Annotated in this window: 9 protein-coding genes; 3 read left to right on the top strand and 6 right to left on the bottom strand. The window is 61.9% G+C overall.

What is annotated here, in order from left to right:
• Window positions 1-34 precede the first annotated feature (34 nt).
• Window positions 35-502 (bottom strand): pyridoxamine 5'-phosphate oxidase family protein, encoded by a 468-nt coding sequence (locus tag JFN93_RS20620; RefSeq protein ID WP_199386033.1) that lies wholly within the window; start codon window positions 500-502, stop codon window positions 35-37.
• A 347-nt stretch (window positions 503-849) separates the two neighbouring features.
• Between JFN93_RS20620 and JFN93_RS20625 the strand changes: the two genes are divergently transcribed.
• The gene (locus tag JFN93_RS20625; protein ID WP_199386034.1) at window positions 850-2871 is read left to right on the top strand and encodes an ATP-binding response regulator; all 2022 of its coding nucleotides are present in this window, start codon (window positions 850-852) and stop codon (window positions 2869-2871) included.
• A 278-nt stretch (window positions 2872-3149) separates the two neighbouring features.
• Here JFN93_RS20625 and mobA read toward each other — a convergent pair whose 3' ends face one another.
• The 4 genes from mobA to fdnG all read right to left on the bottom strand — a co-directional run bounded on the left by mobA (window position 3150) and on the right by fdnG (window position 9194).
• Complete coding sequence (mobA, locus tag JFN93_RS20630; protein ID WP_236021861.1) at window positions 3150-3845, bottom strand: molybdenum cofactor guanylyltransferase; 696 nt, start codon at window positions 3843-3845, stop codon at window positions 3150-3152.
• Window positions 3846-4099: 254 nt separating this feature from the next.
• A complete protein-coding gene (gene nrfD, locus JFN93_RS20635; protein WP_199386035.1) occupies window positions 4100-5308 on the bottom strand; it encodes an NrfD/PsrC family molybdoenzyme membrane anchor subunit in 1209 nt (402 codons plus the stop codon).
• The gene (locus tag JFN93_RS20640; RefSeq protein ID WP_199386036.1) at window positions 5305-6165 is read right to left on the bottom strand and encodes a 4Fe-4S dicluster domain-containing protein; all 861 of its coding nucleotides are present in this window, start codon (window positions 6163-6165) and stop codon (window positions 5305-5307) included. Before JFN93_RS20640 ends, nrfD begins: the two co-directional genes overlap by 4 nt.
• A complete protein-coding gene (gene fdnG / locus JFN93_RS20645; protein ID WP_199386037.1) occupies window positions 6162-9194 on the bottom strand; it encodes a formate dehydrogenase-N subunit alpha in 3033 nt (1010 codons plus the stop codon). The genes JFN93_RS20640 and fdnG overlap by 4 nt, the downstream gene beginning before the upstream one ends.
• Window positions 9195-9667: 473 nt before the next feature.
• Between fdnG and JFN93_RS20650 the strand changes: the two genes are divergently transcribed.
• The gene (locus JFN93_RS20650; protein WP_199386038.1) at window positions 9668-11050 is read left to right on the top strand and encodes a sigma-54-dependent transcriptional regulator; all 1383 of its coding nucleotides are present in this window, start codon (window positions 9668-9670) and stop codon (window positions 11048-11050) included.
• A 1-nt stretch (window position 11051) separates the two neighbouring features.
• Window positions 11052-13046, top strand: a complete 1995-nt coding sequence (locus JFN93_RS20655) for a cache domain-containing protein (protein ID WP_199386039.1) — start codon at window positions 11052-11054, stop codon at window positions 13044-13046.
• Between the two features lie 237 nt (window positions 13047-13283).
• Here the strand turns inward: JFN93_RS20655 and JFN93_RS20660 are convergent, their stop codons facing one another.
• Window positions 13284-13616, bottom strand: coding sequence for a hypothetical protein (locus JFN93_RS20660; protein WP_199386040.1), 333 nt, complete (start codon window positions 13614-13616; stop codon window positions 13284-13286).
• Window positions 13617-13958 lie beyond the last annotated feature (342 nt).

Genomic DNA, 13958 nt, shown 5'->3' on the forward strand with positions numbered 1-13958 from the left:
GCAAGATTAGAATCAACTATAAAATGAACTTTTACTAAAGAAGCACCTCGTCCCGGTGGCCAAAGCCTTTGGAGTTATCGATGAAATACAGGTGTTGCGGCACAACCTGATACCACCGGACCTTGGCCAGCGCCTTGACCAGGGTCGCCGGCACCTTTCCCACGATCCCGACCGCCGGAAACTTCTCCCCGTACAGCCTCCGCGCCCGCGCCTCCTCGGCACCGGAAAGCTCGGAGGCGACCCCTTCCAGTTGCACCCCCTTGATCTCAGGCCAGTCGGCGTAATCCTCCTGGACCGTCAGGGCAACCTGCGGGTTGCGGGCCAGGTCGGCCGCGTGACGGCTGGCGGGCGCCGACAGAAAATACAGGGTGGCGCCGTCCCAGACGTAGAAGACCGCCGCCGCCCAGACCTTCCCATCGCTGCAGGTTGCCAGGGTCGCCACGTTATGTCCCTGCAGGTACTCGTTTACCTGCCGCCGAACTCTTTCATTCTTGGTTTCCATAGGTCCGAGTAAATATCACATGCAACTGCTTTACGCACCATCAAACTGCCCTGGAAGCCAGGGAGGGCCAGAATATTAAGGCAAGTAAAGATGCTAGTATGGCAGAACGATTTTGCTATGTAATGTTTCCTGAAATTGATACTGTACTTACGTTGACAAATTAATCATTCAGCGTAATCTATGCTAGTCTGTAGCTTTCACTGTGTCACATACCGACTTGTATGCCGATGTTTTGTCAAAACCTCAACTAATTACTCCGAAAGAAAAGCGACCAGATAGTTAACTGGCAAGACGGCCGCCAAATGACGATGTTCATAACTGCTGAATCTGACAGGAAGTAACCACCTATGCTTGAAACGATCCCAGCTACCGGGACCTCGCCCACCATACTCATCGTTGACGACGACCCCAACAATCTCGCCGTCATTTCCGATCACCTGGCCGACACCCCCTACACCATCCTGATTGCCGAAGACGGAGAGACCGGCGTGATGCGGGCCCAGTACGTCCGGCCGGACCTGATTCTCCTGGACGTGATGATGCCCGAGATGGACGGGTTCGAGACCTGCCGCAGGCTCAAGGCCCTGGAAACGACCCGTGACATCCCCGTGATCTTCATGACGGCGTTGGCCGATACCCAGTACAAGGTCAAGGCCTTCGAGGCGGGTGCGGTCGACTACATCACCAAGCCGTTCCAGCGCGAAGAGGTCGTGGCACGGGTCGGGGCGCACCTGCGCCTTTGGGAGTTGACCCTGAGACTGCGGGAAGCGAACGAGACCCTGGAAAAACGCGTCGAGGAGCGGACCGCCGAGCTGAGGGATTCGGAACGCAAGCTGGCCGAGATCATCGACTTTCTCCCGGACCCCACCTTCGCCGTGGACCTGGAGGGGCGGATCACCATATGGAACCGATCCGCCGAGGAGTTCACCGGGGTTCGGGCCGAGGACATGCTGGGGAAAGGCGATCTTGCCTACGGTATCGCCTTCTATGGCTCCCGGCGCGCCGCGCTGGTCGACATGGTGCTGCACCCCTCCCCGGAGATCGAGGCGCTCTACCCGTACCTGAAGGTGGAAAACGGCGTGGTGACCGGCGAAGGGTACACGAACCGGGTCCGGCAGCAAAATGCCTACGTCATGGGGACCGCCGCCGGACTGTACGACGGCCACGGCCGGTTGGTGGGGGCGATCGAGTCGATCCGGGACCTGAGCGAACGCAAGAAACTGGAACAGCAACTGCGCCAGGCACAGAAGATGGAAGCGATCGGGACGCTCGCCGCCGGCATCGCCCACGACTTCAACAACATCCTCACCGCCATCCTCGGTTTCTCCCAACTCGCCATTTTCAAGGTCGGCGCGGATGGCCCCGGCAAACGGGAGATGGAGCGGGTGATGGAATCGAGCAACCGCGCCGCCGACCTGGTGCGCCAGATCCTCACCTTCAGCCGTTTCACCGAGCAGGAGCGCGCGCCGGTGCACGTCCTGCCGATCGTGGAAGAGGTGCTCAAGCTGCTGCGCTCCACCCTCCCGAGCACCGTGGCGATCCAGAAAGCCCTCCAGGTGACCCCGGCGGAGGACGTCATTTTTGCCGACGCCATCCAGATCCACCAAGTCCTGATGAACCTCTGCGCCAATTCCGCCCATGCCATGCGTCCCGACGGAGGGACCCTCGAGATCAGCCTTTCCCGGATCGAGAGCGATGCCGCCTTCTTAAGCCGCTTCCCCGAACTCCGTGAAGGGCGCTACCTCGTGCTCACCGTCTCCGACACCGGCTCCGGCATCGATCCGCTGCTCATGGACCGCATCTTCGATCCGTACTTCACCACCAAGGAATTCGGCGAAGGGACCGGGATGGGGCTCGCCGTCGTCCAGGGGATCGCCAAAGGCCACGGCGGGGCAATCTCGGTCACCAGCGAGCCCGGCGTGGGGAGCATTTTTCACGTCTATTTCCCCTCTATCGAGAGAGCGGCCCGGGAGGAGCGGCCGGTCGCGCCAAAGCCGGTCGGGGGATCGGAACGGATTCTCCTGGTGGACGATGAAATAGCGTTGAGCGAACTGGGCGAGGAGATGCTCTCTTCCCTGGGCTACCGGGTTACCGCAGCCACCAGCAGCGTGGAAGCGCTGGAACTGGTACGGTCGCGGCCAAACGATTTCGACCTGCTCCTGACCGACTTGACCATGCCAGGGTTGACCGGGGTGAAGCTCGCCGCGGCGGTCCGGACGGTCCGTCCGGACCTGCCGGTCCTTTTGTGTACCGGCGCCACCGAGACCGTCGGGGAGGAACAGGCCGAGCAGTTGGGCATCCGCGAGGTGCTCCGCAAGCCGTACGTGCTTGATGCACTGGCGACCGCGGTGCGCAAGGCGCTGAGCTGATGGGGATTCGGGGTGAGTTCCACGGGATTCGCGTGGTGGGGATCGCGGTCTGCACGGTGGGGGTGATGCTGATCGGCTGGCCGATCAAAGGGGCGGCGTGATCGTCTAAAGGACTTCCTGCTCAGATTCCCCAGGGTTGATTCGCGCCCGGAAGGGTGCTCCCAGAGGGTAACCGGCTCAACGCACTGTTTGGGAAATGAGCCGGTGCCCCAGCGTCCCCTCTCCTTCAAGGTCGCGTGCGAAAGCACGGATTGCGCCGGAGAGGGTCAGAATTGGGTTCAGCGAGTAGATCCGATCACCTGATTCTCCAGCGACTGCTGGTACTCCTGGACCGTATTGATGTTGCGGAAGGCCCGCAGCGAGGGCTCTATCTGGCTGGTCTGGTCAAGGGTCATGACCTGCACCTTGACCCGGTCGAAGAACGAGACGATCCGGCGCCGGTCCGCGTTCAGCGACTCCTCGATGAACGGAATGCACTCCTTCGAGTAGATCGCATGCAGCGGCTCCAGCCCGTGGTCTCCTTCCGGCAAGATGACGTCGCTGCCGTCGCGAAAGCCGGCCAGTTCCCGGATCAGCCTGGTGCTGATCCACGGCATGTCACAGGCCACCACGGCGATGTACCGGGTGCGGCTGTAATTGAGCGCCGCATGGATGCCGGCCAAAGGCCCCATCCCCGGATACTGGTCCTTCACCTTGGGACAGGGAAGAAAGGGATAGAGTTCCGGCGTGTTGGTAACCACGACCGTTTCCACGAAAAGCTCGCTCATCTGCCGGTAGATGCGCTCGATGAGCGGAACCCCGCCGTAAGGCAGCACCGCCTTGTTGCTCCCCATCCGCCGGGACTGCCCCCCGGCAAGGATTACACCGGTGACGTTGGGAAGGAGTTCCGGCCCCGCAGCATGTCCGAGATTTTCATCGGCGGGCGCCCCACCGATCCGGTCGATTCCAAACATCACCCTAGCTATTGCTGCCATTGCAGACTCCCTCTCACCATTGAATTACCGGTGCACCGTGTGGAGCGACATTCATGTCGCAACCATCGGGCCGACCGGGCGCAGCGTGCTGCTCCCCTACCGGTCGACCCGACGGCTTGGATACTGGTTTCGCAATCCCTTAAAGCGCCAATCCTGTGGGAGTGCCATTTCTGGCGCGATTCAATATATACGCGCCTGGAATGGCACTCCCATCGTGATGGCCGCAGCTACCAATCAAGAGGCGGCAAAGCTCCTTACGCCTTTACCGTCTTGTCACCCTCTTCCGAACCCTCGATCTTGTGGAACCGGTCGGGGATCGCGTAGTCCACGGTCTCCGGATGGTGCTCGAAGACCGGGAAGTACTTGCTGATCAGCACGAAGAACAGGATGTGCGCCGCGATGATCCCCAAGGTCACCAGGGACTCGATCACCGACGGGAAGTAGATCTCCTGGTTCTTCTGGATCATCCCGAACATGGAAACGTTGAAACGGTTCAGGATCAGCCCCGCCAGCACCAGCGTGGCGGCGCGCAGCTGCAGGCTGCTGTCGGTCCGGGTCCTCTTGAGGCTGAAGATCACCATCGGCACCACCACCCCGCCTACCATCTCCAAAAGGAACAGGGCGGTGAGACCCGGCCGGTCGAACCGGGGCCCGTGGCTCAGATACGCCAGGGCGTAGAGCTTCACCACGAGGTACAGGCCGAGGAACCAGGGGATGATCTTGGTCAGGGTCTGCAAAAGCTCGGTCTCGTCGGGCTGGCGCAGATACCGGTGCACCAGGGTCGCCTCGAAGATGATGATGGAAAGCCCGGTAAAGATCGCGCTCAGGATGAACAAAAGCGGCAGCAGCGGGTTGTACCAGAGGTTATGCAGCTTATCGACTGCAATCAGGAAGAAGGTGCCCAGGGAGGACTGGTGCAGCGACGAGATCGACGCCGCCAGGACCGCGAAGGGGACCTCCAGGTTGCGCAAAAGGCGCAGCGGCACGTGCCAGCCGAATCTCTCGCAGACCGGGTGCAAAAACTCCAGGGTGAGGACGGTGGTGTACGCCATCACGCACATGGAAACCTCGAACATCGGCGAGTGGAGGTTCCAGTACACCAGAGTGTGCCAGCCGCGCTGCGGCTGTCCCAAGTCAAGGAGCAACCCGATGCAGACCAGGGAGTAGCCGAGAAACCCGGTGATGATCGCGGGACGTACCAGCGGCTCCAGCTTCTTGATATGGAAAACGTGGGCGACCACGCCGATGGTGAAGGCACCGGCGGCCAGGGGGACCGCGGTGACGACGTCGAAGGAGATCCACAGCCCCCATGGATAGGTGTCGTTCAAGTGGGTGGTGGCCCCCAGGCCGAAGATGAAACGCACCGCCGAGGCGAGCACGCCGAGCCCGACCAGGACGATCATCGCCTGGAGGAAGCGGTGGTATCCCTTGATTTCATTGATGATGATCTTTGCCGCGGTCATGGTCTCTCCTCCCGGTCTTCGTGTGCTTCGGCTTCGGGGCTCCTCCCCTTACCAAGCATCTCCTCCTCGCGCTTGATCCGCTCCTTGCGGTGGGTGAACCAGGAGAGCGCGGAGAGCGAGCCGCCGACGGTGAGGAAAATACCGGGGACCATGCGCAGCGCCTGCCAGGTGTAGGAAGGGAGCGGCCGCGAGGTCACCGGCTTGAACCCGAGCTCGTCCAGCGGCTGGTGGGTCAGGTAGAGCACCCCGGTCCCGCCCGCCTCGTGCTGGCCGTAGATCTTGGGATAGTAGCGCTGGGGCCGGTTCTTGATCCGGTTCTCCGCCTCTTTGATCATCTCGGCACGGGTCCCGTAGGTGATGGCGGTCGGGCAGGCGGTGGCGCAGGCCGGATGGAGTCCGTTCTTGATCCGGCTGTAGCAGCCGGTGCACTTGCGCACCAGCGGGAACGCCTTGCTCCACTCGTATTTCGGCACGCCGAAGGGGCAGGCCATCATGCAGAAACGGCAGCCGATGCACTTGTCCGCCTCGTAGACGACCGGGCCTTCCGCGGTCTTCTTCAGGGCACCGACCGGGCAGACCGAAGCGCAGGCCGGCTCGTTGCAGTGCATGCACATTTCCTTGTAGAAGGCGAACTCGTTCTGCCCGTTTTTCTTGTAGTCCTTGAACTTCACCCGGGTGAAGGTGTACTCCGACATCTGGGGCGGGTTCTGGTACCCCTCCCCGCTGAAGAAGTGGGTCTTCTCACCCTCGAGCTGGTTCCACTGCTTGCAGGCAACCTGGCAGCCGCGGCAGCCGGTGCACTTGGTGGTATCGATCAGAAATGCCTTGGTGTTTTCGTAAGAGCCGCCGGCGTTCATGCCCGTTTACCTCCTTTCTCGATATTGCAGAGAAACGCCTTGAACTCCGGTATGCCGGTGTTCGCGCAGCCGACCGACGGGGTCAGGACGTTGCCGCTGTCCCCGGTGGCCATCCCGGCGTAGCCGAAATGCCACGGCATCCCGACCTGCTCGATGTGCTTCCCTTCCACTTCGAAGGGCTTCAGCCGGGAGGTGACCAGGGCCTTCGCGCTGATCGAGCCGCGCTCGGTGGTGACGGTCACGGTGTCGCCGTTGACGATCCCCTTGTGCCGGGCCAGCGTTTCCGAGATCTCGACGAACATGTCCGGCACCAGCTCCACGAGCCAGGGGAGGCTTCGGGTCATGGCGCCCGCCTGCCAGTGCTCGGTGACCCGGTAGGTGGTCCCGACGTAGGGGAACTTCTTGGTGTCGCTGGAGACGTTCTTGGGGACCGCGACCACCGGGTTGTTCTGGACCTTGGAGAGGTTGTTGAGCGCCGGGCTCTCCATCGGCTCGTAGTGTTCCGGGAACGGGCCGTCCTTGAGGTCCAGGGCGTAGAGGCGGCCGTGTCCTTCCGGGACCATGATGAAGGGGTATTTCCCCTCTTTGGCGTCGGTCATCGGCGGCCAGGGGCCGTCGGGAACGTCCCCCTTCCATTTCTTCTCCAGGGGATCCCAGGCGATGACCTTGCGGGTCGGGTCGAACGGTTCCCCGTTGGGCTTGACCGAGGCACGGTTGTAGATGATGCGGCGGTTGACCGGCCAGGCCCAGGCCCACTTGGGATACATCCCCAGCCCGGTCGGATCGCTCTGGTCGCGCCGGGCCATCTGGTTCCCCTCGTTGGTGAAGGAGCCGCAGTAGATCCAGCAGCCGGAGACGGTGGAGCCGTCGTCCTGGAGGTACTTGAACATCGGGACCTGGTCCCCCTTCTTGAACTCGAGGGTCTTGTCCTTGTCCTTGATGGTCGTGTCCTTGGTGAAGTAGCCGTTGATCTCGCGCGCCACCAGGTGGACGTCCGCCTCCTCACCGTTGCCGTAGTTCCAGGCAAGGCGGGTGATCGGTTCCGGGAAGACGCCCCCTTTGGTGGCGTACAGGTTCTTCACCCGCTTGTGGAACTGGTCCAGGATCCAGAGGTCGCTGCGGGAGTCGGCGATCGGCTTGATGGCGGCGTAGCGCCACTGGGTCCAGCGGCCGGAGTTGGAGATGGACCCTTCCTTCTCGACCGAGGAAGCGGCCGGCAGCATGAAGACCTCGGTCTGGATCTGCTTGGGATCGACCCCCGGGCGCTTCCAGAAGATGCTGGTCTCGGTCTCCCAGAGGTCGGCGGTGACGAGCCACTTGAGCTTGCCCAGCGCCTCGCGCGCCTTGCCGGAGTCGGGACCGCCGACCGCAGGGTTCATCCCCATGCAGACGAGCCCCTCGATGCCGCCTTTGCCCATCTTCTCCAGGATCTTCACGTAGCCGTAGTTACCGGAGCGCTTGGGGAGGTAGTCGTAGCAGAAGTCGTTCTCGGCGGTCGCGTTGTCGCCGTACCAACCCTTGAGGAGGCTGGTGATGTACTTCGGCGTGTTCCCCCACCAGTTGGCGCTCTTGGCGTCCTTGGTCTTGGGGGTCCATTTCTCCTTGTAGGCCTTGAGGTCGACGTTGTCGAACTCGGGGGACTTCAGGTACCCCGGCAGCAGGTGGAAGAGCAGGCCGTAGTCGGTGGAGCCCTGGACGTTGGACTCGCCGCGCAGCGCGTTCACCCCGCCGCCGGCGATGCCGATGTTGCCGAGGAGAAGCTGCAAGAGCGCGGTGGCCCGGACGTTCTGGGAGCCGTGGGTCGACTGGGTGATCCCCATCGCGTAGAGGATGGTCCCCGCTTTGCCGGCGCGGCCGGTGGCGCAGTAGGCCTCGGCGACCTTGAGGAAATCCTCCTTCCTGGTCCCGGTGATGGAGCAGACTTTGTCCACGTCGTAACGGCTGTAGTGCTTCTTCATCAGCTGGAAGACGCACTTGGGGTCCTTCAGGGACGGGTCGCGGCGCGGATTCCCGCTTGCGTCAAGGGCGTAGCCCCAGCTCTTCGGGTCGTAGCTCTTCTCCTTCTCGTCGAAGGAGTTGAACATGCCGTCCTGGAAGTCGTAGCTGTCGTTGACGATAAACGCGGCGTTGGTGTACTCTCGGACGTACTCCTCGTGGAACATCCCTTTCTGCAGGGCGTAGTTGATGAGTCCGCCCAAAAAGGCGATGTCGGTACCGGGGCGCAGCTGGGCGTAGACGTCCGCCTTGGACGCGGTCCGGGTGAAGCGGGGGTCGACGGCAATGAGCTTTGCCCCCTTGTCCAGCGCCTCCTCGATCCATTTGAACGAGATGGGATGGTTTTCAGCGGGATTGCAGCCGATGGCCAAAATGGCGTCGGCATTTTTCAGATCTATCCAATGGTTGGTCATGGCACCACGACCGAACGAAGCCGCCAGACCGGCGACTGTAGAGGAGTGTCATAATCGGGCTTGATGTTCGAGCTGCGCCACCCCCATCGAGCGCGCGAACTTGGTCCAGAGGTAGCATTCCTCGTTGTCGAGGCCGGCGCCACCGAAAAGAGCCATCCCTTCGGTCCGGTTCACCACGTAGGTCTTGTTGTCCTTGGGATTGACCTCGGTCTTCTTGAAGGTGCGGTCGCGGGTGTCCTTCATCAGGGTCGCGATCCGGTCCAGGGCCCAGTCCCACGATTTTTCTTCGAAGCGGTCCGAGCCCGGCGCGCGGTACATGACCTTCTGGAGGCGCCGTTCGTTGTTGGCGATCTGGAAGAGCGCGCTCCCTTTGGGGCAGAGCGAGCCGCGGTTGATCGGATGGTCGGGGTCACCTTCGGTATTGACGACCTTGCCACCTTTGGTGTGGACGATGAGGCCGCACCCCACCGAGCAGAAGGGACAGATGGTGGTCGTTTTCTGCAGCCCCTTCGTTCTCAGGTCCGGCGCATCGGCGTTTGCTTCCGCCGGTTTGCCGGCGAGAGCAACACCGGCCGCGGCCAGCGCCCCTCCCTGGAGAAATTTTCTTCGTGAAATCGCCATACTACTCTCCTTTCGTTAATCAGGCACAGAACTTGCCGTTATTACCCTCGTTCGTATCCGTGGCGTATACAGCAACGGATATGCCACGGTCGAAAAATCGGCAAACGGAGACGGGGGAAACCCGGGAACCCCTTGTATACATGGGGATTGCGGCGGAAGGGTGCCGACGGCGGGGAAAATTAGAGGCGAAGACGCGTTGCGCAATTTCTGCCGGGAGCGCGTTATTTTGGCCGGGTTATTAACTAAACCCAACTTTCATCTTTAGCAAAGCAGGGGCTTCCGACCGGGCCAGTGCGCGTTCAGCCGTAGGGGCGCGAACTCCATTTTCGACGGTGGCCAGAGGGGTGGGAGCGCCATTCCTGGCGCGAATGACCTTGCCGGATCGCGCCAGAAATCGCGCTCCGACAAGAAAAGCAGCCCTTCTATTTGGGGTGCAGCATGCTGCGCCCATCATCCTTGACGAGGTTTATTGAATGCAGAAACCGACCGTATTGGTTTGCGACGATGAGGTGGAGATCCTCCGCTACCTCAAGAAGATCCTCACCGCAGGCGGCGTCGAAGCCGGGATCTTCAGCTCCGGCAAGGCCCTTTTGGACCACCTGGAAAACGTGAAGCAGGCGCCGTGCAACCTGGTCCTTCTCGACGTGAAGATGCCGGATGTGGACGGCATCGAGGTCCTGCAGCGGATCAAGGTCATCCACCCGGACCTCCCGGTGGTGATCATGACCGCTTTCGGCTCCATCGGCTCCGCGGTGGACGCGATGAAACTGGGCGCCTACGACTACGTCGCCAAACCCTTCCCCAAGGAAAAGGTATTGGGCCTTTTGGAGAAGGTCCTGGAGCGGGAGCGGCTGCTCAACGAGAACAACGCCCTCAAGGAGGAGTTGGGGCGCCGCCCCGCCGACACCATCATCTATTCCGGCGACTCCTTCCGCGAGGTCATCGACCTCGCCCACCGCGTCGCCGCGAGCGAGGCCAACGCCCTCATCGTGGGGGAATCCGGCACCGGCAAGGAGCTCATTGCCCGGCTGATCCACGACTCCAGCCCGAGAAAAAACCAGCATTTCGTCTCCATCAACTGCGCCGCCCTCCCCGACACCCTTTTGGAAAGCCAGCTCTTCGGCCACGTCCGGGGCGCCTTCACCGGGGCAATCACCAACCACAAGGGGCTTTTGGAGGAGGCCGACGGCGGCACCCTCTTTCTGGACGAAATCGGCGACATGAGCCGCGCCATCCAGGCGAAGGTGCTTCGGGTAATCCAGGAGCGCGATTTCATCCCGGTAGGCGGGACCAAGCCCAAGACCGTGGACATCCGTTTCGTCGCCGCCACCAACAAGGACCTGGAGGCGGAGGCCCGGCAGGGGAACTTCCGCGAGGACCTCTACTTCCGGCTCAACGTGATCACCTTGAAGCTCCCCCCCTTGCGGGAGCGGCGCGAAGACATCCCCCCCCTGGCCCGCCACTTCCTCGCCAAGTTCGCCCGGCGCATGAACCGGGAGCTGCTGGATTTCAGCGACGAGGCGCTGCGCCTCATGCAGAGCTACAACTGGCCGGGAAACGTGCGGGAGCTGCAAAACGCGGTCGAGCGCGCCACCATCCTCGCCAAGGGAAACCTGGTCACCCCGGACGTCCTGCCCGGTTGGAAAAAGCAGAGCGTGGAGGAAGCGCCGGCCCACGACCGTCTGGTCCCCCTGGCAACCGTGGAGCGGGACCACATCCGTTACATCCTGAAACAGACCGGGAACAACAAAAGCCGCGCCGCCCAGATCCTCGGCATCGCCCGCCGCACCCTCGACCGCAAGATCGAGGAATACGAGCTGGAAACCGGCACGACCGTTCCCCGCGAGGTGTACTGACATGAAGCGCCGGTTCCCGATCCGGACCAAGCTGACCATCGGGTCGCTGGTTCCCCTCTTCGCGGTGATGGTGATCGTCTCCATCGCCGGAGGCTGGATCGTCAAAGACAAGATCGCCGACCAGGCCCAGGACAAGGTCCGCACCGACCTCAACTCGGCCCGCGAGATTTACGGCAGCGAGTTGAAGCAGATGGCCGAGCTGGTGGAGTATGCCGCCAGCACCCCCATTGCCGGGACCGGCATCGCCACCGGAAACCGCGCCACCTTCGCTGCGCTGCTCGACCCGCTCCAGAAGAAAAAGCGGCTCGACATCCTCGCCGTTGCCGACAAAAACGGCCGCATCCTCTACCGCGCCGCCGATCCCCACCGGACTGCCGGAGGGGTGACCGCCCTTTCCGCGGTGAGCCGGGCTCTCGCCGGCCGCCAGGTGAGCGGCACCGAGATCGCCTCGGGGTCAGCGCTCGCCGTCGAGGGGCCCGAACTCGCCCAGCGCGCGATCATCGCCGTCACCCGCACCCCACGGGCGGTCCGTCCGGATACCGCCGGCACCGTGACCTCGGGGATGCTCCTGGTATCGGCGGCCCCGGTACGGGACGCTTCGGGGGCGGTCAGCGGGGTCATCTACGGCGCCATCCTCCTCAACAAGGACAACGCCCTGGTGGACCGGATCAAGGACACGGTCTACGAGGGGGTGCGCTTCGAGACCCAGGACATCGGCAGCGCCACCATCTTCCTGGACGGCACCCGCATCGCGACCAACGTCCGGGACAGCCAGGGAGAGCGGGCCATCGGCACCAAGATGTCCGACGAGGTCTATCGACGGGTGATGCTGGAAAAAAAGAAATGGCTGGACCGGGCCTTTGTGGTGAACGACTGGTACCTGACCGCCTACGAGCCGATCCTGGATCTGGACGGCAGGCCGGTGGGCTCTTTGTATGTGGGGATGCTCGAAAAACCCTACGCGGCGCTCAAGGACCAGGCGATGGCGATTTTCGCCGGGATCCTTCTCATCGGGACCGTCCTCGGCCTCGGCGTATCCGGCATCATCAGCGGATGGCTGGCCCGCCCGATCAAGGAACTGGAAACCTTCGCCCGCCGGGTGGCGGTCGGAGAACGTGACTTGAAGGTGGAAATCCGCAGCGCCGACGAGGTGGGCGATCTCGCCGCGGAATTCAACCAGATGACCGCGTCCCTGGCCCAGCGCGAGGAAGAGATCCATACCCTGAACCGCAGCCTGGAGCAGAAGGTGCTGTCGCGGACCGCGGAGCTTCAGGAGAAGAACCGGCTGCTTCTGGCGGCCCACGAGGACCTGGCCCGGGCCGAGAAACTCGCCGACCTGGGGATCGTGGCGGCCGGGGTGGCGCACGAGATGAACAACCCGCTGGCGATCATCCGGGGCAACACGGAACTTTTGGAGATGTACCTTCCGGAAGACGGGGACGGCCGCGAGGAAGTGGAGGTGATCAACCGGCAGACCGAGCGGATGGCCAAGATCGTGAGCAATCTGCTCACCTTCGCCCGCCAGCGCCCGATGCGCCTGGAGGAGGTGGCGATACCGCGCCTTTTGGACGACATCATCGAACAGGCCGGCCACCAGGTGGATTTGGCCGGGATCCGGATCGAGCGGCGCTACCCGCCGCAGTTGCCCAAGATCAGCGGCGACCCGGACAAGCTGCGCCAGGTGTTCGTCAACCTGATTGTGAATGCGGTGCAGGCCATGCCGCAGGGGGGGGTGCTGACGCTCACGGCGGAGCCGGCTGAGGAGGGATTCTGCGCGGTATCGGTCGGGGATACGGGAGGGGGGATTCCGCCGGAGCACCTGGACAAGCTCTTCACCCCCTTCTTCACCACGAAGGAGGCAGGCACCGGCCTGGGGCTATCGGTTTCCTACGGCATCGTCAAGGACCACAAGGGGACCATCAAGCCGGAGAGCGTGCCGGGCCAGGGAACCCGTTTCCGGGTGCTGCTGCCGGTGGTACGGAAAGAAGAGGAGTGACGAGGGGAATAGCAACAATATAACAGGGTCGGTTTGAGGTGGTGATGGATGAGCTTACCCGGTGGGAGCACCTTTCCAGGCGCGATTAACCACAACCGGTGGTACCGCCTGCGGCGGATCGCGCCTGGAAAGGCGCTCCCACAGTGATAAATGACATCTATCAGTTGCGCAGGATTCCTGCCGCAAACAACAGATCTATCGCGACAGGAATGTCGCTCCTACCGAGTTAGTCAGACCTCAGTGATGGAACGCGGCCCAGGCGGGGCCGGAGAGAGGCATATCGAGGTGCCCCTTCAGCTGCTCCGTCATGTCGGTCAGCTGCTGCAGCAGATTGGCCGTCTGCCCCAGTTCCGGCTGCGGGGCGCAGATTTCCTGGATCCGGCGGTAAAGGTCTCCGAACTCGCTCTCGCTGGAGGCAACCCCTTCCACCTTGTTACCAACCTCATCGTTAAGCAGCAATCTCTTGGCCTGAATCAGCTGGACCTCGAGTCTCAGTTTGTCCATCACAGGCAGGTGACTGTTCTTGAGCAGGTACAGACAATCAGTGAGGATTCGGTATTGTTTCAGCATGATGCTTCTCCTGTGTTGAAGTCGACATTCTTCCTATAACAAGTTTCATACCAATTTGATCTTGAAGTCAGAGGATGTGATTTCAACTACTTAGCACCACTCAGGCTTCCTTACGAAATCGTCGTAAACTGTCCATTTTGTTACACCTCCCAAGTTCCCCTCCGCACAGTAGCTGTATTTTCAATATCTTAGAAAGCAACTGTAACAAAATGGACTGTCCATTTTTTTACAGTTTTATTACTCCCCCCACATATTGAATCAGTCTTCATACGAATGCTTTAACGCGATTCGATGTACTCTCTAAAAGGCGGCCGTGCGTTGTATGAACCAACGTTCTGGCTT

The sequence above is a fragment of the Geomesophilobacter sediminis genome, assembly GCF_016458275.1.
Lineage (GTDB): Bacteria > Desulfobacterota > Desulfuromonadia > Geobacterales > Geobacteraceae > Geomesophilobacter > Geomesophilobacter sediminis.